This window comes from Pseudomonas sp. R2-7-07 (assembly GCF_003852355.1).
GTDB lineage: Bacteria > Pseudomonadota > Gammaproteobacteria > Pseudomonadales > Pseudomonadaceae > Aquipseudomonas.
On record NZ_CP027759.1, the window covers coordinates 1126096 to 1147688 of the forward strand.

Annotated in this window: 27 protein-coding genes; 14 read left to right on the forward strand and 13 right to left on the reverse strand. The window is 59.6% G+C overall.

Annotated elements, in window-relative coordinates; genetic code table 11:
- A complete protein-coding gene (locus C4J86_RS04930; RefSeq protein WP_124369665.1) occupies positions 1-894 on the forward strand; it encodes a ZIP family metal transporter in 894 nt (297 codons plus the stop codon).
- 25 nt (positions 895-919) lie between these two features.
- Here the strand turns inward: C4J86_RS04930 and C4J86_RS04935 are convergent, their stop codons facing one another.
- The 10 genes from C4J86_RS04935 to C4J86_RS04980 all read right to left on the reverse strand — a co-directional run bounded on the left by C4J86_RS04935 (position 920) and on the right by C4J86_RS04980 (position 7929).
- Positions 920-1192: an HPr family phosphocarrier protein gene (locus C4J86_RS04935; protein ID WP_124369666.1), complete on the reverse strand. Its 273-nt coding sequence runs from the start codon at positions 1190-1192 to the stop codon at positions 920-922.
- Positions 1193-1208: 16 nt separating this feature from the next.
- On the reverse strand, positions 1209-2066 hold the full coding sequence (gene rapZ, locus C4J86_RS04940; protein ID WP_124361313.1) for an RNase adapter RapZ: 858 nt from the start codon (positions 2064-2066) through the stop codon (positions 1209-1211).
- Between the two features lie 2 nt (positions 2067-2068).
- Positions 2069-2533: a PTS IIA-like nitrogen regulatory protein PtsN gene (ptsN, locus tag C4J86_RS04945; protein WP_124369667.1), complete on the reverse strand. Its 465-nt coding sequence runs from the start codon at positions 2531-2533 to the stop codon at positions 2069-2071.
- A 10-nt stretch (positions 2534-2543) separates the two neighbouring features.
- A complete protein-coding gene (gene hpf, locus C4J86_RS04950; RefSeq protein ID WP_057724572.1) occupies positions 2544-2849 on the reverse strand; it encodes a ribosome hibernation-promoting factor, HPF/YfiA family in 306 nt (101 codons plus the stop codon).
- A 76-nt stretch (positions 2850-2925) separates the two neighbouring features.
- On the reverse strand, positions 2926-4419 hold the full coding sequence (locus C4J86_RS04955; protein ID WP_124369668.1) for an RNA polymerase factor sigma-54: 1494 nt from the start codon (positions 4417-4419) through the stop codon (positions 2926-2928).
- Positions 4420-4603: 184 nt separating this feature from the next.
- Entirely contained in the window at positions 4604-5329 is a 726-nt protein-coding gene (gene lptB, locus C4J86_RS04960; protein ID WP_004372092.1) for an LPS export ABC transporter ATP-binding protein, read from the reverse strand.
- Positions 5329-5862: a lipopolysaccharide transport periplasmic protein LptA gene (lptA, locus tag C4J86_RS04965; RefSeq protein WP_043050759.1), complete on the reverse strand. Its 534-nt coding sequence runs from the start codon at positions 5860-5862 to the stop codon at positions 5329-5331. The genes lptB and lptA overlap by 1 nt, the downstream gene beginning before the upstream one ends.
- The gene (gene lptC, locus C4J86_RS04970; RefSeq protein ID WP_124365843.1) at positions 5849-6421 is read right to left on the reverse strand and encodes an LPS export ABC transporter periplasmic protein LptC; all 573 of its coding nucleotides are present in this window, start codon (positions 6419-6421) and stop codon (positions 5849-5851) included. Before lptC ends, lptA begins: the two co-directional genes overlap by 14 nt.
- An 8-nt stretch (positions 6422-6429) precedes the next feature.
- Positions 6430-6954, reverse strand: coding sequence for an HAD family hydrolase (locus C4J86_RS04975; RefSeq protein ID WP_124365844.1), 525 nt, complete (start codon positions 6952-6954; stop codon positions 6430-6432).
- Positions 6955-7929 carry a KpsF/GutQ family sugar-phosphate isomerase gene (locus tag C4J86_RS04980; protein WP_124365845.1) on the reverse strand — a complete coding sequence of 325 codons (975 nt, stop codon included), beginning with the start codon at positions 7927-7929 and terminating at the stop codon, positions 6955-6957. It abuts the gene before it with no gap.
- 307 nt (positions 7930-8236) lie between these two features.
- Here C4J86_RS04980 and C4J86_RS04985 point away from each other — a divergent pair, with 307 nt between their 5' ends.
- From C4J86_RS04985 to hisC, 10 genes are all read left to right on the forward strand, one after another.
- Positions 8237-9046, forward strand: a complete 810-nt coding sequence (locus tag C4J86_RS04985) for an ATP-binding cassette domain-containing protein (RefSeq protein ID WP_057724577.1) — start codon at positions 8237-8239, stop codon at positions 9044-9046.
- A complete protein-coding gene (gene mlaE / locus C4J86_RS04990; protein ID WP_124365846.1) occupies positions 9046-9843 on the forward strand; it encodes a lipid asymmetry maintenance ABC transporter permease subunit MlaE in 798 nt (265 codons plus the stop codon). Before C4J86_RS04985 ends, mlaE begins: the two co-directional genes overlap by 1 nt.
- Positions 9843-10310 carry an outer membrane lipid asymmetry maintenance protein MlaD gene (gene mlaD, locus C4J86_RS04995; RefSeq protein WP_003171814.1) on the forward strand — a complete coding sequence of 156 codons (468 nt, stop codon included), beginning with the start codon at positions 9843-9845 and terminating at the stop codon, positions 10308-10310. Before mlaE ends, mlaD begins: the two co-directional genes overlap by 1 nt.
- Before the next feature lie 11 nt (positions 10311-10321).
- Positions 10322-10969: a phospholipid-binding protein MlaC gene (locus C4J86_RS05000; protein ID WP_124365847.1), complete on the forward strand. Its 648-nt coding sequence runs from the start codon at positions 10322-10324 to the stop codon at positions 10967-10969.
- Positions 10966-11271, forward strand: a complete 306-nt coding sequence (locus tag C4J86_RS05005; RefSeq protein WP_124361319.1) for a lipid asymmetry maintenance protein MlaB — start codon at positions 10966-10968, stop codon at positions 11269-11271. The genes C4J86_RS05000 and C4J86_RS05005 overlap by 4 nt, the downstream gene beginning before the upstream one ends.
- A 116-nt stretch (positions 11272-11387) precedes the next feature.
- Positions 11388-11627 (forward strand): BolA family protein, encoded by a 240-nt coding sequence (locus tag C4J86_RS05010; RefSeq protein ID WP_124361320.1) that lies wholly within the window; start codon positions 11388-11390, stop codon positions 11625-11627.
- A 23-nt stretch (positions 11628-11650) separates the two neighbouring features.
- The gene (gene murA, locus C4J86_RS05015) at positions 11651-12916 is read left to right on the forward strand and encodes a UDP-N-acetylglucosamine 1-carboxyvinyltransferase (protein ID WP_043050767.1); all 1266 of its coding nucleotides are present in this window, start codon (positions 11651-11653) and stop codon (positions 12914-12916) included.
- A 142-nt stretch (positions 12917-13058) separates the two neighbouring features.
- Positions 13059-13694 carry an ATP phosphoribosyltransferase gene (gene hisG / locus C4J86_RS05020; protein WP_003171824.1) on the forward strand — a complete coding sequence of 212 codons (636 nt, stop codon included), beginning with the start codon at positions 13059-13061 and terminating at the stop codon, positions 13692-13694.
- 128 nt (positions 13695-13822) lie between these two features.
- Positions 13823-15139 carry a histidinol dehydrogenase gene (gene hisD / locus C4J86_RS05025; RefSeq protein ID WP_124361322.1) on the forward strand — a complete coding sequence of 439 codons (1317 nt, stop codon included), beginning with the start codon at positions 13823-13825 and terminating at the stop codon, positions 15137-15139.
- A gap of 3 nt (positions 15140-15142) precedes the next feature.
- Positions 15143-16195, forward strand: coding sequence for a histidinol-phosphate transaminase (gene hisC / locus C4J86_RS05030; protein WP_124361323.1), 1053 nt, complete (start codon positions 15143-15145; stop codon positions 16193-16195).
- Positions 16196-16310: 115 nt separating this feature from the next.
- On the opposite strand, the gene C4J86_RS05035 is transcribed toward hisC, so the two are convergent.
- A complete protein-coding gene (locus tag C4J86_RS05035; protein WP_124369669.1) occupies positions 16311-17585 on the reverse strand; it encodes a uracil-xanthine permease family protein in 1275 nt (424 codons plus the stop codon).
- A 2-nt stretch (positions 17586-17587) separates the two neighbouring features.
- Complete coding sequence (gene upp / locus C4J86_RS05040; RefSeq protein ID WP_017138223.1) at positions 17588-18226, reverse strand: uracil phosphoribosyltransferase; 639 nt, start codon at positions 18224-18226, stop codon at positions 17588-17590.
- 163 nt (positions 18227-18389) lie between these two features.
- On the opposite strand from upp, the gene C4J86_RS05045 reads away from it, so the two are divergent.
- The 3 genes from C4J86_RS05045 to C4J86_RS05055 all read left to right on the forward strand — a co-directional run bounded on the left by C4J86_RS05045 (position 18390) and on the right by C4J86_RS05055 (position 19791).
- Positions 18390-18947: a hypoxanthine-guanine phosphoribosyltransferase gene (locus tag C4J86_RS05045; RefSeq protein WP_065885799.1), complete on the forward strand. Its 558-nt coding sequence runs from the start codon at positions 18390-18392 to the stop codon at positions 18945-18947.
- A 3-nt stretch (positions 18948-18950) separates the two neighbouring features.
- Positions 18951-19418 (forward strand): WbuC family cupin fold metalloprotein, encoded by a 468-nt coding sequence (locus C4J86_RS05050; protein ID WP_124369670.1) that lies wholly within the window; start codon positions 18951-18953, stop codon positions 19416-19418.
- 85 nt (positions 19419-19503) lie between these two features.
- Positions 19504-19791 carry a PA4642 family protein gene (locus tag C4J86_RS05055; RefSeq protein WP_124365851.1) on the forward strand — a complete coding sequence of 96 codons (288 nt, stop codon included), beginning with the start codon at positions 19504-19506 and terminating at the stop codon, positions 19789-19791.
- A gap of 103 nt (positions 19792-19894) precedes the next feature.
- Here C4J86_RS05055 and mqo read toward each other — a convergent pair whose 3' ends face one another.
- Entirely contained in the window at positions 19895-21430 is a 1536-nt protein-coding gene (mqo, locus tag C4J86_RS05060; protein WP_124365852.1) for a malate dehydrogenase (quinone), read from the reverse strand.
- Positions 21431-21593 lie beyond the last annotated feature (163 nt).

Here is a 21593-nt window from a genome sequence, read left to right on the forward strand (position 1 = left end):
ATGGGTACTGAAACACTGGCGATTAGCAGCGTGCGATTATTTCGCTACGCGTTAGGCTCCCTGCTTGTATTAGTCGGTACGGCATTGCTGGTGGCCAATGGGCTGGCCTGGCTCGACCTGGAGCCACGCATCTTGCGCGCCTTGCAGGGCGGGGCGATCTGCGCACTCGGCACCGCCCTGGGCGCGGTGCCGGTGCTGGTGATCCGCCGAATGCCAGCGGCGTTGAGCGATACCTTGCTGGGGTTTGGGGCGGGGGTCATGCTGGCGGCGACTGCCTTTTCGCTGGTTGTGCCGGGCATTGCCGCCGCTGAGAGCCTGGGATTGTCGCCCTGGGGCGCGGCTGGCTTGATCAGCTTCGGCATTATGCTGGGTGCATTCGGGCTCTATCTCGTGGACCGCAAGGTCTCCGGCGCCAGCCCGGAAATGCTGGTGGGCACGCCGGATAAGCCGGTTATCCCACCGCGCATCTGGCTCTTCGTGTTTGCCATCATTGCCCACAACATCCCGGAAGGCATGGCCGTGGGGGTCTCTGCGGGTGGCGGCATGGCAGATGCAGACAGCCTCGCCATGGGCATTGCTCTGCAGGACGTACCGGAAGGCCTGGTGATCGCGCTGGTATTGGCTGGGGCGGGGATGTCGCGGATCAAGGCGTTCCTGATCGGCGCTGCGTCCGGTTTAGTCGAGCCGGTCTTCGCAGTGCTGTGCGCGTGGCTGGTGAGCCTTGCCGAAGTGCTGTTGCCCCTGGGGCTGGCGCTGGCTGCTGGCGCGATGCTGTTGGTGGTGACCCATGAGGTCATCCCCGAGTCACGCCGAAACGGTCACGATAAGCTCGCCAGCCTGGGGCTGTGCATCGGGTTCTGCTTGATGATGGTGATGGATACGGCGTTGGGATGAAGCTTGTTCCTACAGCGGAAGGCGGTTATTCGCCTTCATCAAAGTAGTTATTGATCAACTTCACCAGCGCGTCCATGGCTTCCTGCTCTTGTTCGCCTTGGGTTTCCAAGTGGATCTTGGTGCCTTTGCCTGCGGCAAGCATCATCATCGCCATGATGCTTTTACCGTCGACCATCGATTCGGGCGTGCGCCCGGCGCGTATCTGGCAGGGGAACTGCCCGGCAACGCCGACAAACTTGGCTGAGGCGCGGGCGTGCAAGCCCAGCTTGTTGATGATTTCAATTTCCCGAGCCGGCATCGCAGTGGTGTTCCTTTCAGCTAAGGTCGCGGTGGCGAACCTGGACATTCTTGAGGGTTTGTTGCAGCACCTGGCCGAGCCGTTCCGTCAGGTAAACGGAGCGGTGGTGACCACCGGTGCAGCCGATGGCAATGGTGACATAGGCGCGATTGCTCGCGGCAAAGCGCGGCAACCATTTGAGCAGGTAGGTGGAGATGTCCTGGAACATCTCTTCCACATCCGCTTGTGCCGCCAGATAGTCGATCACGGGTTGATCGAGCCCGGATTGATCGCGCAACTCCGGCTTCCAATAAGGATTGGGCAGGCAACGCACGTCGAACACCAGGTCGGCGTCCACCGGCATGCCACGCTTGAAGCCAAATGACTCGACCAGAAACGCTGTGCCAGGCTCCGGCTGGTTCAGCAATCGCAGTTTGATCGCATCGCGCAGTTGGTACAGGTTCAAGTTGGTGGTGTTGATCTTCAGATCGGCCAGATCGATGATCGGCCCCAGCAGCTTGGTCTCGTCCTGGATAGCTTCCGCCAGGGAGCGGTTGGCGCTGCTGAGCGGATGGCGTCGACGGGTTTCGGAGAAACGCTTGAGCAGGGTTTCTTCGTCGGCATCCAGGTACAGCACGTCGCAATGAATATGCTTGGCGCGCACTTCCTCAAGCAGTTCGGGGAAGCGCGAGAGATGGCTGGGCAGGTTGCGGGCGTCGATTGACACGGCAACCAGCGGTTGCGCCAGTTCGGTATGGATCAAGGCGCGCTCGGCCAATTCCGGCAGCAGGCCGGCGGGCAGGTTGTCGATGCAATAGAAGCCGCTGTCTTCAAGCACATTAAGGGCAGTGCTCTTGCCCGAGCCGGAACGGCCACTGACGATGATCAAACGCATGATTATTGCCCGCTTTGCTCATCCAGGACGACCTGATACAACGCCTCATTACTTTCGGCACTGCGCAGTTTATCGCGTACTTCCTTGCGGTCGAGCATGCTGGCGATCTGCCGGAGCAGTTCCAGGTGCGCATCGGTGGCAGCTTGTGGGACCAGCAGAACGAACAGCAGGTCGACCGGAGCGCCGTCGATGGCATCGAAATCGATGGGGTGATCCAGGTGCAGCAGTGCGCTGACCGGAGTTGTGCAGCCTTTGAGGCGGCAGTGGGGGATGGCGATGCCGTTGCCAAAACCGGTCGAGCCAAGTTTTTCACGGGCGATCAGAGCCTCGAAGACATCTTGCATCTCCAGGTCAGGCACTTGGCTGCTGATCAGGTTGGCAATTTGTTCGAGGGCTTTTTTCTTGCTGCCGCCCGGCACGTTCACAAGGGAACGGCCGGGGGTCAGGATGGTTTCAAGTCGGATCATGGGGGGAGAGTTAACGACCTGTACCTTGCATCAGGTGCAGATTCTTTTCCTTATGCTTTTTGAGTTGGCGGTCAAGCTTGTCGGTGAGCAAGTCGATCGATGCATACATGTCTTCATGCTCGGCGTTAGCAACCACTTCGCCACCGGGTATCTGCAGGGTCGCTTCAATTTTCTGCTGAAGCTTATCGACCTTCATGATGACCTGCACGTTGGTGATCTTGTCGAAATGTCCTTCAAGCTTTTTCAGCTTCTGTTCGACGTATTCGCGCATGGGTGGGGTGACTTCTACATGGTGTCCACTGATGTTGACTTGCATACAGCTTCTCCTTCGTTGCCAGTGCATAAAGCGGCAGGCGAAAAGCGCCTGCCACTGGAACGCTGTGCCCCGCCCGTCACATCAAACGCTTTCGCTCGCTGGAAGGCGCGATCCCGAGAGACTCGCGGTACTTGGCGACGGTTCGACGGGCGACCTGAATGCCTTGTGCCTCCAGTAAACCAGCGATCTTGCTGTCACTCAACGGCTTTTTCTGATTTTCCGCGGCAACCAGTTTTTTGATGATCGCGCGGATCGCCGTGGACGAGCATTCGCCGCCTTCGGAGGTGCTTACATGGCTGGAGAAAAAGTATTTCAGCTCATAAATACCCCGTGGGGTATGCATGAATTTTTGCGTGGTCACCCGTGAAATCGTCGATTCGTGCATGCCGACCGCTTCAGCGATGTCGTGCAGTACCAAGGGCTTCATTGCCTCGTCGCCATATTCCAGGAAGCCGCGCTGGTGCTCGACGATCTGGGTGGCCACTTTCATCAGGGTTTCGTTGCGGCTTTGCAGGCTCTTGATGAACCAGCGTGCTTCCTGCAGCTGGTTGCGCATGAAGGTGTTGTCGGCGCTGGTATCGGCGCGGCGCACGAAGCCGGCGTATTGCGGGTTGACCCGCAGACGTGGCACCGACTCCTGGTTCAGTTCCACCAACCAGCGTTCGTTGTCCTTGCGCACGATTACATCAGGCACGACATATTCGGCTTCGCTGGACTCGATCTGCGAGCCCGGGCGAGGATTGAGGCTCTGAACCAGCTCGATAACCTGGCGCAGCTCGTCTTCCTTGAGCTTCATGCGGCGCATCAGCTGGCTGTAGTCGCGGCTGCCGAGCAGGTCGATGTAGTCGCTGACCAGGCGCTTGGCTTCAGCGAGCCACGGGGTTTTGGCCGGTAGCTGGCGCAATTGCAGCAGCAGGCACTCGCTGAGCGTACGGGCGCCAATGCCGGCGGGTTCGAATTGCTGGATACGGTGCAGGACGGCTTCGATCTCGTCCAGTTCGATATCCAGCTCCGGGTTGAAGGCCTCAAGAATTTCTTCGAGCGTTTCGTCCAGATAACCCTGGTTATTGATGCAGTCGATCAGGGTGACGGCGATCAAGCGATCGGTGTCGGACATCGGCGCCAGGTTCAGCTGCCACAGCAGGTGGCTCTGCAGGCTCTCGCCGACCGACGTACGGGTGGTGAAGTCCCATTCGTCATCGTCATTGCTGGGCAGGCTGCTGGCGCTGGTCTGGTAGACGTCTTCCCATGCGGTGTCCACCGGAAGCTCGTTGGGAATGCGTTCGTTCCATTCGCCGTCCTCGAGGTTGTCCACCGTAGGGGCGGTTTCCTGATAGGACGGTTCCTGTACATCAGGATTGGGCTTTTGCTCGATATTGTCGGCCAAGGGGTCGGTGTTGTCGAAGTCGTCGCCTTCTTCCTGGCGTTCGAGCATCGGATTGGACTCCAGGGCCTCCTGGATTTCCTGTTGCAGGTCCAGGGTCGACAATTGGAGCAGGCGGATGGCCTGTTGCAGCTGCGGTGTCATCGTCAGCTGCTGGCCCATTCTCAGGACTAGCGATGGTTTCATGGCAGGGGCTTAACACCTTATTCGCCGGCGCAATGCGCCATCCACGACAGGGCGCGTGAGCGCCAAACATAAGCAAATTATATGCCTGATATCGGGGCCTTTGCCTAGAGCGCGGTAACAATAAAAAAGCTGAGTTTTTTATTGACTCGCTCGCGCGCTCGCAAATGGCCCGATATCACCGTGTTTACAGGCGGAACTCGTGACCCAGATAAACTTCTTTCACCAGTTCGTTGGCCAGGATAGTCGCGGAATCCCCTTCGGCAATCAGCTGCCCATCGTTGACGATATAAGCGGTTTCGCAGATATCGAGGGTTTCACGGACGTTGTGGTCGGTGATCAGCACACCGATGCCCTTGGCCTTGAGGTGGTGAATGATCTGCTTGATGTCGCCCACCGAAATCGGGTCAACGCCAGCGAACGGTTCGTCCAGCAAGATGAATTTGGGGGCAGTTGCCAGGGCGCGGGCGATCTCCACGCGGCGACGCTCACCACCGGACAAGCTCATGCCGAGGTTGTCGCGAATGTGGTTGATGTGGAATTCCTGCAACAGGCTTTCCAATTCCTGGCGGCGGCCGTCGCGGTCGAGTTCCTTGCGGGTCTCGAGGATTGCCATGATGTTGTCGGCTACCGACAGTTTGCGGAAGATCGACGCCTCCTGCGGAAGATAGCCGATACCTGCACGCGCACGGCCGTGCATCGGCTGGTGGCTGACGTCCAGGTCATCGATCAATACACGCCCCTGGTCCGCCTGGACCAGCCCGACGATCATGTAGAAGCAAGTGGTCTTGCCGGCGCCGTTGGGGCCGAGCAGGCCGACGATCTGGCCGCTGTCGATCGACAGGCTCACATCGCGTACCACCTGACGGCTTTTATAGGCCTTGGCCAGATGCTGGGCTTTCAGGGTTGCCATTACTCGGCCTTCTTCTTCGGCTGGATGACCATGTCGATCCGTGGGCGAGGCGCGGTGACCTTGTTGCCATTGGCGCGACCCGCCTGGGCGACCTGGGTCTGGGTGTTGTAGACGATCTTCTCGCCTTCGGTGGAGTTACCGTCGGCACTCAACACCTTGGCCTGGTCGATCAATACGATGCGATTTTGCTGGGCATGGTACTGGATAGTCTTGCCATAGCCTTTCATCGGCCCTGGGTCTTCTGCCTTTTGCTTCTGCTCGAAGTAAGCCAGGTTGCCCACCGAGGTCACGACGTCGATATCGCCGGCCTGGGTGCGAGTCAGTGTCACCGTATTACCGGTGATCTTCATCGAGCCTTGGGTGATGATCACGCCACCGGTGTAGGTCGCGACGCCTTGCTTGTCATCCAACTGCGCATCGTCAGCCGAGATGTGGATCGGTTGCTGGCTATCGTTCGGCAGAGCCCAGGCGCTCACGCTTCCCAGTGCTGCGCCCAGACCGAGCAAAATAGGGAGGGTTTTAACGAGCCTCATACTGTCCTCTTACGTTCGATAGCAGGTGTATCCTGCTTTCTTTCAAATACGCTTTCATTCCCTTGCCGGTCGATACACCGCCAGCGCCGTCGATTCTAACGTCTTGCTCGGTCTGCGCATATTGCTGTTGTGGGAATACCGTCATGCGACTGCTGGTAATAATGGTGTCCCGGTTCTGCGCGTCTGTACGTGCGACGCGCACCGAGTCGATCAGTTCGATTTCGGTGCCGTCCGGATTGACCTCGCCACGCAGGCTGGTGACGTGCCACGGCAGTTCGGTGCCACGGTACATGTTCAAGTCCGGATTGGTCAGCAGGCTGACTTCCGAGGCTTTCAGGCGCTCGACCTTGTCGGAGACCAACTCGTACTGCACCTTGCCATCGGGCAGGAACTGCACGGTGTGGGTGTTGGTGGCGAAGTTGTCGATGATGCTTTCATCCACCTGCACGACAGGTTTGTCGAGAAAGCGCTCCGGGCTGATATTCCAGTAGCCCACCGCGAGCAACAGCGCGGCGATGACCCCGAATAGCAGGAAGTTGCGAATCTTTTTGCTCAGCATATAACGCTCTATAAGTAGGCGGCGTGGGCCGCTTCAAGACTGCCCTGGGCACGCAGGATCAACTCGCAGAACTCGCGGGCGGCACCTTCGCCACCGCGGGCGGCGGTAATGCCATGGGCGTGTTCACGCACAAACGCTGCGGCATTGGCGACGGCCATGCCCAGGCCTACCCGACGGATTACCGGCAGGTCAGGCAGATCGTCACCCAGATAGGCGACTTGTTCATAGCTTAGGTTGAGTTGGCCAAGAAGCTCGTCCAGCACCACCAGTTTATCCTCGCGGCCTTGATACAGGTGAGCAATTCCGAGGTTTTGTGCGCGACGTTCCACAACGGGGGTCTTTCGACCACTGATAATCGCTGTTTGCACGCCTGCCGCCATCAGCATCTTGATGCCCTGGCCGTCGAGGGTGTTGAACGTCTTGAATTCGCTGCCGTCTTCGAGAAAGTACAGGCGGCCATCGGTCAGCACGCCATCGACGTCGAATATCGCCAACTTGATGTTTTTACCGCGTTGCAACAGGTCGCTGGTCATTTACATCACTCCTGCACGCAACAAGTCGTGCATGTTCAGGGCGCCGATAGGGTGGTTGTGGTCATCGACCACCACCAGCGCGCCGATCTTGTGGTCTTCCATGATCTTCAGGGCTTCGGCTGCAAGCATTTCGGGGCGCGCGGTCTTGCCGTGGGGCGTCATCACGGCATCGATGGTTGCGGTATGGATGTCGATGGCCCGGTCCAGGGTGCGCCGCAAATCGCCGTCGGTGAACACGCCGGCCAGTCGGCCATCGGCTTCCAGGATCACGGTCATGCCCAGGCCCTTGCGGGTCATTTCCATCAACGCGTCCTTGAGCAAGGTGCCGCGTTGCACGTGGGGCAGTTCATCGCCCGCATGCATGACGTTTTCCACTTTCAACAGCAAGCGACGGCCCAGGGCGCCACCGGGGTGCGAAAATGCGAAATCTTCAGCGGTGAACCCACGAGCCTCAAGCAGCGCCACCGCCAGCGCGTCGCCCATGACCAGTGCCGCAGTCGTCGACGAGGTGGGCGCCAGGTTCAGCGGGCAGGCTTCATGGGCGACATGAACGTTCAAGTTCACTTCGGCGGCCTTGGCCAGTGTCGATTCCGGGTTGCCGGTGACGCTGATCATCTTAATGCCCAGGCGCTTGATCAGCGGCAGCAGGGTGACGATTTCGTTGGTGGTGCCGGAGTTGGACAATGCCAGAATCACGTCATCCTTGGTAATCATGCCCATATCACCATGGCTGGCTTCGGCCGGGTGCACGAAGAACGCTGTGGTTCCGGTGCTGGCCAGCGTAGCGGCGATCTTGTTGCCGACGTGGCCGGACTTGCCCATGCCAACCACGACAACGCGGCCTTTGCTGGCCAGAATCATCTCGCAGGCGCGTACGAAATCTGCGTCGATATGCGCCAGCAAACCTTCTACGGCTTCCAGCTCGAGGCGGATGGTGCGTTGTGCGGATTGGATGAGGTCGCTGGATTGGCTCATGTCTGAAGTCGTATAGCCTGACGAAAAGTCGGCGATTATAGCGGTAATGATCGATTCGCTCACATAAGTTCGTCAGGCTTTATTCTGAGCGTCTCCAGGATTCGTCTGAATAACATCGCTGGCAACGTTTTTCGCTGTGCTGAATCTGAACAAGCGCTGTTCCGGCCTTGGGGGCTCTGCACCAGCAGTGATATAGTTCGCGGCCAGTTCGGTCCGCCCAACCCATGGCGTAACTATTGCACATCCGTTGCAAACCAAAGTCGCATACATGGTGTCTGAGTGAAAGGCTGCATCCCAAGGAGATTAGATGAGTGCCGATAACGCCTACGCGGTCGAGCTGAAGGGCCTTTCCTTCAAGCGCGGTACGCGCAGCATCTTCAATAACGTCGATATTCGCATTCCTCGCGGAAAAGTCACGGGCATCATGGGGCCTTCCGGTTGCGGCAAGACCACCTTGTTGCGCCTGATGGGCATGCAATTGCGCCCAAGTGCCGGCGAAGTATGGGTCAACGGCCAGAACCTGCCGACGCTGTCGCGCAGCGATCTGTTCGATGCGCGCAAGCACATGGGGGTACTGTTCCAGAGCGGTGCGCTGTTTACCGACCTCGATGTTTTCGAAAACGTAGCGTTCCCGCTGCGGGTGCATACCCAGCTGTCCGACGAGATGATTCGTGACATTGTGTTGCTCAAGCTGCAGGCCGTAGGGCTTCGCGGGGCCATCGACCTGATGCCTGACGAATTGTCCGGTGGCATGAAGCGTCGTGTCGCCCTGGCGCGAGCCATCGCCCTCGACCCGCAGATCCTCATGTATGACGAGCCTTTCGTGGGCCAGGACCCCATCGCCATGGGCGTACTGGTGCGCCTGATCCGTCTGCTCAACGATGCCTTGGGCATCACCAGCATCGTGGTATCTCACGATCTGGCCGAAACCGCGAGCATCGCTGACTACCTCTATGTAGTGGGTGATGGCCAGGTGCTGGGGCAGGGGACGCCAGAAGAGCTGATGAACGCCGATAACCCGCGCATTCGCCAATTCATGACCGGCGATCCTGATGGCCCGGTGCCTTTTCACTTTCCGGCAGCGGACTACCGCGCAGATCTTCTGGGGAAGCGCTGATGCGCAAGACATCTATTATCGAAAAGGTTCGCCTTTTCGGTCGCTCGGGCATCGACATCGTCGAAGTCCTCGGGCGTTCGACTATTTTCCTGTTTCACGCCTTGCTCGGCCGCGGCGGCATCGGCGGCGGCTTTGGCTTGCTGCTCAAACAACTGCATGCGGTCGGCGTGATGTCCCTGGTGATCATCGTGGTCTCCGGGATGTTCATCGGCATGGTGCTGGCGCTGCAAGGCTTCAACATTCTGTCCAGCTACGGTTCAGAACAGGCGGTAGGGCAGATGGTTGCCCTGACGCTATTGCGTGAACTGGGGCCGGTAGTCACCGCGTTGCTGTTCGCCGGGCGTGCAGGTTCTGCGTTGACCGCCGAAATCGGTAACATGAAGTCCACCGAACAGCTGTCCAGCCTGGAAATGATCGGCGTGGACCCGCTCAAGTACATTGTTGCCCCGCGCCTGTGGGCCGGCTTCATTTCCCTTCCGCTGCTGGCAATGATCTTCAGCGTGGTCGGGATCTGGGGCGGTTCGTGGGTGGCGGTGGACTGGTTGGGCGTCTACGACGGTTCCTACTGGGCCAACATGCAAAACAGCGTGACCTTCACGGGTGACGTGCTCAACGGCATCATAAAGAGCATCGTCTTCGCCTTTGTAGTGACCTGGATCGCCGTATTCCAAGGCTATGACTGTGAGCCCACTTCAGAAGGGATCAGTCGCGCCACCACCAAGACCGTTGTATACGCCTCGCTGGCGGTACTGGGCCTTGACTTCATTTTGACCGCCTTGATGTTTGGAGATTTCTGATGCAAAACCGCACTGTGGAGATCGGTGTCGGCCTTTTCTTGCTGGCTGGCATCCTGGCTTTACTGTTGCTGGCCCTGCGGGTCAGTGGCCTGTCGGCCAGCCCCACCGCCGACACATATAAACTTTATGCGTACTTCGACAATATCGCCGGTTTGACGGTCAGAGCTAAAGTGACCATGGCCGGTGTGACCATCGGCAAGGTCACGGCAATCGATCTGGATCGCGACAGCTTCACCGGCCGAGTGACGATGCAGTTGGACAAGAAGGTAGATAATCTGCCGACTGACTCCACGGCATCTATCCTCACTGCTGGCCTGCTGGGCGAGAAGTACATCGGTGTCAGCGTAGGCGGGGAAACAGCCCTGCTCAAGGATGGCTCGACCATCCACGACACACAGTCGTCGTTGGTGCTTGAAGACCTGATCGGTAAATTCCTGCTCAACACGGTCAATAAAGACGCCAAATGAGGAATCTGTTCATGCTCTCTACCTTGCGACGTGGCCTTCTGGTTCTGCTTGCAGCGCTGCCGTTGATGGCCAACGCAGCCGGTTCTGCCCACGAACTGGTGCAGGACACCACCAACAAAATGTTGGCTGACCTGTCGGCCAACAAGGAAAAGTACAAACAAGACCCGAGCCAGTTCTACAACGCGCTCAATACCATTGTCGGTCCGGTGGTGGATGCCGAAGGCATCTCCAAAAGCATCATGACCGTCAAGTATTCGCGCAAGGCCACACCTGCGCAGATGCAGCGTTTCCAGGAAAACTTCAAGCGCGGCCTGTTCCAGTTCTACGGTAACGCCCTGCTTGAGTACAACAACCAGGGGATTACCGTTGCTCCGGCCGGTGATGAGTCGGGTGATCGCACCAGCGTCAACATGACCGTCAAAGGCACCAATGGCGCCGTGTACCCTGTGCAGTACACGCTGGAGAAGGTCAATGGCGAGTGGAAGCTGCGTAACGTGATCATCAACGGCATCAATATCGGCAAGCTGTTCCGTGACCAGTTCGCCGACGCGATGCAGCGCAATGGCAACGACCTGGACAAGACCATCAATGGTTGGGCCGGCGAAGTGGCCAAGGCCAAGGAAACTTCCGATAAGGAAGCCGGGAAACCAGCGCCATGACCGAGTCGGCTGTTCGTATCGGCGATGCCGGCGAGCTGTTCCTCAGCGGCGTGCTCGATTACCGCACCGGGCCTGACCTGCGCAAGCAGGGCCAGGCCCTGATCAAGGCCAGCACCGCGCCTGCGCTGGTGCTGGATTGCTCGGCGGTAACCAAGTCCAGCAGCGTCGGTCTGTCGTTGCTGCTGTGCTTCATGCGCGATGCCGCTGCGGTAAAAAAGCCGGTCAGTCTCCGTGCGTTGCCTGAAGACATGCGCGAGATCGCCGAGGTTTCCGGATTGACCGAGCTGTTGGCACACCCGTAGTACACATTTATCAAAGAAGCCCTCCGTCAGAGTCCTGCTATGCGGGGTTCGCAGGCGCGGGGCTTTTTTTGTATGATGTGCGACCCGTGCGCACTGGGCGCCGATAGAGGTTGAGCATGCAGGCCCTAGAAGTTAAGAGCTTCCTTGAAGGAAAGCTGCCGGACACGGCTGTAGAAGTTGAAGGCGAAGGCTGCAATTTCCAGCTGAACGTGATCAGCGATGAACTGGCGGCATTGAGCCCGGTCAAGCGTCAGCAGCAGATCTATGCCCATTTGAACCCATGGATCACCGATGGCAGCATCCATGCGGTCACTATGAAATTTTTCAGCCGCGCGGCCTGGGCCGAGCGCACCTGAGCCCCCAAGGCGTCGAGATTCTTATGGATAAATTGATTATTACCGGTGGTGCCCGCCTCGATGGCGAGATCCGCATTTCCGGTGCGAAAAACTCCGCCTTGCCGATCCTGGCAGCGACCCTGCTGTGCGACGGCCCTGTCACGGTGGCCAACCTGCCGCACCTGCACGACATCACCACGATGATCGAGCTGTTCGGTCGCATGGGCATCGAGCCGGTGATCGACGAGAAGTTGTCCGTCGAAATCGACCCACGCACCATCAAGACCCTGATCGCCCCGTACGAGCTGGTGAAAACCATGCGTGCGTCGATCCTGGTGCTTGGCCCGATGGTCGCGCGTTTCGGTGAAGCCGAAGTGGCCCTGCCTGGCGGTTGCGCCATTGGTTCGCGTCCGGTCGACCTGCACATCCGTGGCCTTGAAGCCATGGGCGCGGTCATCGACGTGGAAGGCGGCTATATCAAGGCCAAGGCGCCGGAAGGCGGCTTGCGTGGCGCGAACTTCTTCTTCGATACCGTCAGCGTGACCGGTACCGAGAACATCATGATGGCCGCTGCCCTGGCCAAAGGCCGCAGCGTTCTGCAAAACGCCGCGCGCGAGCCCGAGGTGGTCGACCTGGCCAACTTCCTCAACGCCATGGGCGCGAAGGTTTCCGGCGCTGGCACCGACACCATCACTATTGATGGTGTAGAGCGTCTGCACACCGCTACCTACAAAGTCATGCCTGACCGCATTGAGACCGGCACGTACCTGGTTGCAGCTGCCGTTACCGGTGGCCGCGTGAAGGTCAAGGACACCGATCCGACCATCCTCGAAGCCGTCCTGGAAAAACTCAAGGAAGCCGGCGCAGAAATCACCACCGGTGAAGACTGGATCGAGCTGAACATGCACGGCAAGCGGCCAAAAGCTGTCAACGTGCGTACCGCTCCGTACCCGGCATTCCCGACCGACATGCAGGCGCAGTTCATTTCCCTGAACGCGATCGCTGAAGGCACCGGCGCCGTGATCGAGACCATCTTCGAAAACCGTTTCATGCATGTGTACGAACTGCACCGCATGGGCGCCAAGATCCAGGTCGAGGGCAACACCGCCATCGTCACCGGCATCGACAAGCTCAAGGGCGCGCCAGTGATGGCAACCGACCTGCGTGCTTCGGCCAGCCTGGTGATCTCGGCACTCTGCGCCGAAGGCGATACGCTGATTGACCGCATCTACCACATAGACCGTGGCTACGAGTGCATCGAAGAAAAGCTGCAGATGCTCGGCGCCAAAATCCGCCGCGTGCCGGGCTAACCCCCGACTGCAATGCAGGAGCGAGCAAGCTCGCTCCTGCACACACTGGTTTGTTTCAAATCGAGGCTGTAAGGGCCTCGATCTGTGTCTGGCGCCGTTTGCGACCGGACAGCAATAGCCTGATGAAGGACTGACATTTCCCATGTTGACCATCGCACTGTCCAAGGGCCGCATCCTTGACGACACGTTGCCGCTTCTGGCTGAAGCGGGCATCGTGCCGACCGAGAATCCGGACAAGAGCCGCAAGCTGATCATCCCCACGACCCAAGACGACGTTCGCCTGCTGATCGTGCGGGCTACCGACGTGCCGACCTACGTTGAACATGGCGCCGCCGACCTCGGTGTGGCCGGTAAGGACGTGCTGATGGAATACGGCGGCCAGGGTCTCTACGAGCCACTGGACCTGCGGATCGCGCTGTGCAAACTGATGACCGCCGGCCGTGTCGGCGATGTCGAGCCCAAGGGCCGCCTGCGGGTGGCGACCAAGTTCGTCAACGTCGCCAAACGCTACTACGCCGAACAAGGCCGTCAGGTCGATATCATCAAGCTTTACGGCTCGATGGAGCTGGCGCCGCTGATCGGCCTGGCCGACAAGATCATCGACGTGGTCGACACCGGCAACACCCTGCGCGCCAACGGTCTCGAGCCCCAGGATTTCATTGCCGACATCAGCTCGCGCCTGATCGTCAACAAAGCGTCGATGAAAATGCAACATGCCCGTATCCAGGCGTTGATCGACACCCTGCGCACGGCAGTGGAGTCTCGACACCGCGGTTGACTCACCCGCGTAGCCCAAAGGCTGCGCCCGTCTATCCGCCTCATAGCCAGAATTCTCAGGTGCCCAAGCGGAAATGACTGCTAGTTTAGGGCGCCTGAGTTTTTGCCAATTCTATTGAGGCCCTCGCTATGACCACGTCCACTGCAATTGCCCGACTCAACGCTGCCGACCCGGATTTCGCCGATCATCTGGATCATCTGCTGAGCTGGGAAAGCGTGTCCGATGACTCGGTCAACCAGCGGGTGCTCGAGATCATCAAAGCCGTGCGCGAGCGCGGCGATGCGGCACTGGTGGATTTCACCCGTCAGTTCGACGGCCTGGACGTCAAGTCCATGGCGGACCTGATTCTGCCCCGTGAACGCCTGGAGTTGGCCCTGACGCGCATCACCGCGCCCCAGCGTGAAGCCCTGGAAGTGGCGGCGGCGCGGGTGCGCAGCTATCACGAAAAACAGAAGCAGGATTCGTGGAGCTACACCGAGGCCGACGGTACCGTGCTGGGCCAGAAGGTCACGCCGCTGGACCGCGCCGGCCTGTACGTGCCGGGCGGCAAGGCCTCGTACCCGTCGTCGGTGTTGATGAACGCGATTCCGGCCAAAGTGGCAGGCGTGACCGAAGTGGTCATGGTGGTGCCGACCCCGCGTGGTGAAATCAACGAGCTGGTGCTGGCTGCCGCCTGCATTGCCGGCGTCGACCGCGTGTTCACCATCGGTGGCGCCCAAGCGGTTGCAGCGTTGGCCTATGGCACCGAAAGCGTACCGAAGGTCGACAAGGTGGTGGGGCCGGGCAATATCTACGTCGCCACCGCCAAGCGCCATGTGTTTGGCCAGGTCGGTATCGACATGATCGCCGGCCCCTCGGAAATCCTGGTGGTGTGTGACGGCCAGACCGACCCGGACTGGATCGCCATGGACCTGTTCTCCCAGGCCGAGCACGACGAAGACGCCCAGGCAATCCTGGTCAGCCCCGACGCCGCGTTCCTCGATCAGGTCGCCGCCAGCATCAACAAGTTGTTGCCGACCATGGAGCGCGCCGAGATCATCGAGAAATCGATCAATGGCCGTGGCGCACTGATTCTGGTCAGCGACATGGAGCAAGCCATCGAAGTGGCCAACCGTATCGCGCCGGAGCACCTTGAGCTGTCCGTAGCGGACCCACAGGCCTGGTTGCCGTCGATCCGTCATGCCGGCGCGATCTTCATGGGGCGCCACACCAGCGAAGCCCTGGGCGACTACTGTGCAGGTCCGAACCACGTATTGCCGACCTCCGGCACCGCGCGTTTTTCGTCGCCGCTGGGGGTGTATGACTTCCAGAAGCGTTCATCGATCATCTTCTGTTCGCCCCAAGGCGCGTCCGAATTGGGCAAGACCGCCTCGGTGCTGGCCCGTGGCGAATCGCTGAGCGCCCACGCGCGCAGCGCTGAATATCGCATCCTCAAGGGAGAGTAAGGCATGAGCAAATTCTGGAGCCCTTTCGTCAAGGACCTAGTGCCTTACGTGCCCGGCGAGCAGCCAAAGTTGACCAAGCTGATCAAGCTCAATACTAACGAAAACCCCTATGGCCCTTCGCCCAAAGCGTTAGAGGCCATGCGGGCCGAGTTGAACGACGACCTGCGTTTGTACTCGGACCCCAACAGCGACCGACTCAAGCAAGCGGTGGCGAAGTATTACGGCGTCGAGGCGAACAAGGTGTTCCTTGGTAATGGCTCCGACGAAGTCCTGGCGCATATCTTTCACGGCCTGTTCCAGCACGAGTTGCCGCTTTTGTTCCCGGATATCAGCTACAGCTTCTATCCGGTCTACTGCGGTCTTTATGGCATTAAGTCTGATCCTGTGCCGCTGGACGAACAGTTCCAGATCAACGTGGCGGATTACGCCAAGCCCAATGGTGGGATCATCTTTCCCAACCCGAACGCGCCAACCGGGTGCCTGCTGGCGCTGGACGCTGTGGAGCAAATTCTCAAGGCCAACCCGGAATCAGTCGTGGTTGTGGACGAGGCTTATATCGACTTCGGTGGCGAAACTGCAATCACCCTGGTGGATCATTACCCGAACCTGCTGGTGACCCAGACGTTGTCCAAGTCGCGCTCGCTGGCGGGCCTGCGGGTTGGCCTGGCGGTGGGACATCCGGACCTGATCGAAGCGTTGGAGCGGGTCAAGAACAGCTTCAACTCCTACCCGCTGGATCGCCTGGCGATTGTCGGCGCCGCCGTGGCGTTTGAGGACCGTGAATACTTTGAGAAGACCTGCGGGTGGGTGATAGACAGCCGTGAAAAACTCACCGGCCAGTTGCAGGCCAAGGGGTTTGAAGTGTTGCCTTCGGCAGCCAACTTCATCTTTGCGCGCCATCCACGGCATGATGCGGCTGGCCTGGCGGCCAAGCTGCGTGAGCAAGGGGTGATCGTGCGGCACTTCAAGCAGGAGCGGATTGCCCAGTTCCTGCGGATCAGCATCGGGACGCCGGAGCAGAACCAGGCGCTGATCGATGGGCTTGGCGAGCTCTAAGCCACACTGAAGATCTAAAAATGTGGGAGGGGGCTTGCTCCCGATGGCGGTGTGTCAGTCAACAGATGTATTGACTGTTACACCCCTATCGGGAGCAAGCCCCCTCCCACATTAGTTAGAGCAACGGCTCATCCGGCTTCTTGTGCTTCCAACCATCATTGCCCGGCAACAGCAGGTTCAAGCCAATCGCGACCACCGCGCACAGGGCGATGCCCTTGAGGCCGAAATCGTCCGGGCCGGTGCCGGTACCCACCAGTACACCGCCAATCCCGAACACCAGCGTCACCGACACAATCACCAGATTGCGCGCTTCACCCAGGTCAATCCTGTGGCGAATCAGCGTATTCATCCCCACCGCCGCAATCGAGCCGAACAGCAGGCACAGAATTCCGCCCATTACCGGCACCGGAATGCTCTGCAGCAGCGCGCCGAACTTGCCGATAAACGCCAGGCTGATGGCGAACACCGCGGCCCAGGTCATGATTTTCGGGTTGTAGTTCTTGGTCAGCATGACCGCGCCCGTCACTTCGGCGTAGGTGGTATTGGGCGGGCCGCCAAACAGGCCGGCGACCGTGGTGGCAATCCCGTCACCCAGCAACGTGCGGTGCAGACCGGGCTTCTTCAGGTAGTCGCGACCGGTCACGCTGCCGACCGCTATCACGCCACCGATATGTTCGATCGCAGGGGCCAGGGCCACCGGTACGATAAACAGGATCGCCTGCCAGTTGAACTCCGGCGCGGTGAAGTGGGGCAGGGCGAACCACGGCGCGGCGGCGATCTTCGCCGTGTCGACCACGCCAAAGTAGAACGACATGGCAAACCCCACCAGCACGCCAGAGATGATCGGCACCAGGCGGAAGATGCCCTTGCCGAACACCGCCACGATCAAGGTGGTCAGCAGCGCGGGCATCGAGATCAGCATGGCCGTCTGGTAGTGGATCAGCTCGGCGCCGTCGCCCGACTTGCCCATCGCCATATTGGCGGCAATCGGCGCCATGGCCAGGCCGATGGAAATGATCACCGGGCCGATCACCACCGGCGGCAGCAGTCGGTCGATGAAACCGGTGCCTTTGACCTTCACGGCAAGGCCCAGGAAGGTATAGACGAAACCCGCCGCCATCACCCCGCCCATGGTCGCTGCCAGGCCGAATTGGCCCTTGGCGAGAATGATCGGGGTGATGAATGCAAAGCTCGAGGCCAGGAACACCGGCACCTGCCGCCCGGTCACCACCTGGAACAGCAACGTGCCTAAGCCTGCGGTGAACAGTGCGACGTTTGGATCAAGACCTGTGATCAGCGGCATCAACACCAGCGCGCCAAATGCTACGAAGAGCATTTGTGCGCCAGACAGGATCTGGCGCCAAAGCGGGTCGTTGAATTCATCCTGCATGCTCACGCGTCCTTCTGCTTGGTGCCGAAGATCTTGTCACCGGCATCGCCCAGGCCTGGGATGATGTAGCCGTGTTCATTCAGGCGCTCGTCGATGGAGGCGGTGTAGATCTGTACGTCAGGGTGCGCTTTCTCGACGGCGGCAATGCCTTCGGGCGCGGCGACCAGCACCATGGCGCGGATGTCCTTGCAACCGGCTTTTTTCAACAGGTCGATGGTGGCGACCATGGAACTGCCGGTGGCGAGCATCGGGTCGATGATCATGGCCAGGCGTTCGTTGATTTCCGGGACGAGTTTTTCCAGGTACGTGTGGGCCTGCAATGTTTCTTCGTTGCGGGCCACGCCGACGGCGCTGACCTTGGCGCCAGGGATCAGGCTGAGCACGCCTTCAAGCATGCCGATACCGGCGCGCAGGATCGGCACCACGGTAATTTTCTTACCGGCAATTTTCTCGACCTGTACGGGACCGGCCCAACCGGGGATCTCGTAGGTTTCCAAGGGTAAATCCTTGGTGGCTTCGTAAGTGAGCAGCGCTCCAACTTCCTGAGCAAGCTCACGGAAATTCTTCGTGCTGATGTCGGCACGGCGCATAAGGCCGAGTTTGTGTCGGATCAGCGGGTGGCGGATCTCGCGAGTGGGCATGGGAAAGGCTCCGGCGGCGGGCAAAAAAACCGGCCTAGATTAATCTATCCGAGGGTGTTGTCCTATAGACATCTAGCACGTTAGTCCATTAAGGCTTGCTCGGAGCGCACGAGAAGCGTAACTTCGCCCGCTTTTCTTGCCACAGCACCCCTTGGAGAGCGCCATGTCCGCTGATCTCGAGCATATCCGTCAAATCATGCACGAGGCTGACTGCCTGTACACCGAAGCGCAAGTCGAAGCAGCGATCGCCAAGGTCGGCGCGCACATCACCCGCGAAATGGCCGACACCAACCCTGTGGTGTTCTGCGTGATGAACGGTGGCCTGATCTTCGCCGGCAAATTGCTCACTCACCTGCAATTCCCGTTGGAAGCCTCTTATCTGCACGCTACCCGCTATCGCAACGAAACCAGTGGCGGCGATCTGTTCTGGAAGGCCAAGCCGGAAGTTTCGTTTATCGACCGTGACGTACTGATCATCGATGACATCCTCGACGAAGGGCACACCCTGGGCGCGATCATCGACTTCTGCAAGCATGCCGGCGCGCGCAAAGTGCACACCGCCGTGCTGATCGATAAAGACCACGACCGCAAGGCGCGCCCTGAGCTCAAAGCCGATTTTGTCGGGCTGCCGTGCATCGACCGCTATATCTTCGGTTATGGCATGGACTACAAGGGCTACTGGCGCAACGCCAATGGCATCTACGCGGTTAAAGGAATGTAATCGATGGCCCGCTTTCTTGATCAGACGTTATTTGCAGAGTTGGCCGAGAAAGCGGGCGACAGCCCCCGTGGCCGGCACCATCACAATTTCCACCAGATGGAAGAGCCGTGCCATCGCCTCGCCGTGGCCCTGCAGCCGAGTACCTATGTACCGCCGCATCGGCACCTGAGCGCGGACAAGGCGGAAACCTTGCTGGTGCTCCAGGGGCGACTGGGCCTGCTGATATTCAGCGACACCGGTGAGGTCATCACCAAGCGCGTGATGCAGGCAGGGGGCGAGTGCGCGGGCGTCGACCTGCCGCCGGGCGTGTTCCATGGCCTGGTGGTGCTGGAGCCTGATACGGTGATGTTCGAGTGCAAGGCCGGGCCCTATCGACCGGTGGGCGAGGGTGAATTGGCCGATTGGGCGCCCCGCGAGGGCGATGCCGGTGTGGCTGACTACCAACGCTGGATGCTCGCCCAGTTCGATTGAGCTGCGGCTCTTCTACGCTTTCGAAGCCTGTGCACCACAGGTAGACTTCAGCCCCCGTATCAATGTCTGCAGGCTGGAGTCGGTAATGCGTAAAGATAAAAAACAGGTGATCGGTGACGAGATCGGCGACGACCAGATCAAATTGTTCCTGAACTTCGAGCCGGTCGATGCGACGTCTCCGTCCCTGCACAAACTGATCAAGGCCTATCGCGGCCTGCGTATCGACGACTTCGAGCGCTTCCTGGGCTTCTTCAAGGAGGCCGGTCTGGACCTGGATGGCAAGGATGAGCATGGCCAGACCTTTGTCGACCTGATCAAGGACCAGCGCAACGCCGCCGAGTATATCGAGCTGATCGACAAAGCCCGCAGCTGATTATCCGAGCCATAAAAAAACGCCCCGACCTCATAAGAGTCCGGGGCGTTTCGCTTTTAACGGTAGGAGCGAGCTTGCTCGCGAAGAACCTGAGAGCGCCGCGTCAAACCAGATGCGCTGCGTTATCGTTATCGTTTTTCGCGAGCGAGCTCGCACCTCCATCTACCAGCTCCAGGCTGATGTTGTTTTGCGTATTGATCTTGCGATACAGCTCGGCATCCGTCTCCAGCACTTTCTCGCGCGCCGGGAAGATCTCGTGCAGCTTGGTCGCCCATTCGCCCTTGGCTTTCTCCGGGAAGCAGCGCTCGATCAGGTCAAGCATGATCGACACCGTCACCGAAGCGCCCGGCGAGGCGCCCAGCAGCGCCGCCAGCGAACCATCCTTGGCCGCCACCAGCTCGGTGCCGAATTGCAGCACGCCGCCTTTCTTCGGGTCTTTCTTGATGATCTGCACCCGTTGGCCGGCCACTTCCAGGCGCCAGTCTTCGGCTTTCGCCTCGGGGTAGAAGCGGCGCAGGGATTCCAGGCGCTGCTCCATGGACTGGCGCACTTCGCTGACCAGGTACTTGGTCAGGTCCATGTTGTCGCGCGCCACGGCGAGCATCGGGCCGATGTTGCCGGCACGAATCGACATCGGCAGGTCCAGGAACGAGCCGTGCTTGAGGAATTTGGTGGTGAACCCGGCGTATGGCCCGAACAGCAGGGACTTCTTGCCATCCACCACGCGGGTATCCAGGTGCGGTACGGACATCGGTGGCGAGCCCACGGCGGCCTGGCTATAGACCTTGGCCTGATGCTGTCTGACCACTTCCGGGTTGTCGCAACGCAGCCACTGGCCGCTGACCGGGAAACCGCCGAAGCCTTTGCTTTCTTCGATGCCCGACGCCTGCAGCAGCGGCAACGCCGCACCGCCGGCGCCGAGGAAGACGAACTTGGCATCCACGTCGCGGCTGTTGCCGCTGTTGACGTCCTTGATGCTGACGGTCCAGCCGGCACCATTGCGCTTGAGGCCGGTGACGCGCTTGCAGTACTTGACCTGGGCGTCCGCCGAACTGGTCAGGTGGCTGAGCAGTTGGTTGGTCAGGGCGCCGAAGTTGACGTCAGTCCCGTTCATCACGCGGGTCGCGGCGATTTTTTCGTCCAGCGGGCGGCCCGGCATCATCAGCGGCATCCACTCGGCCATCTCGCTGCGGTCTTCGGTGTAGTGCATGTCCGAAAACGCATGGTGCTGGCTGAGGGTTTCAAAACGCTTCTTGAGGAAGGCAACGCCGTTTTCGCCCTGCACGAAACTCAGGTGCGGGACCGGGCTGATAAAGGATTTGGACGAGCCAAAGGTGCCTTTTTTGGTCAGGTACGCCCAGAACTGTTTCGACACCTCGAACTGGGTGTTGATGTGCACGGCTTTCTTGATGTCGATGGAGCCATCGGCGGCCTGCGGCGTGTAGTTCAGCTCACACAGCCCGGCGTGGCCGGTACCGGCGTTGTTCCACGGGTTGGAACTCTCCGCGGCACCCGAATCCATCAGCTCAACGACTTCCAGCTTGAGGCCGGGGTCGAGCTCCTTGAGCAGTACGGCCAGGGTGGCACTCATGATGCCGGCCCCTACCAGAACTACGTCGACTGCTTCGTTATGCGCCATTTAACGCGTCTCCAAAATCTGCAGCACCAAATTGACGGCATGGCTGCCAGGAGTGACGGGGCGATTCACGTGTTGCCCCAGGTTACCCATGGCCAGGATTGCCATGTCCGTTTCGCAATTCTTTGCAACTTCAGCGCACGCTTCCTGCCCGGCTAATCTGCCT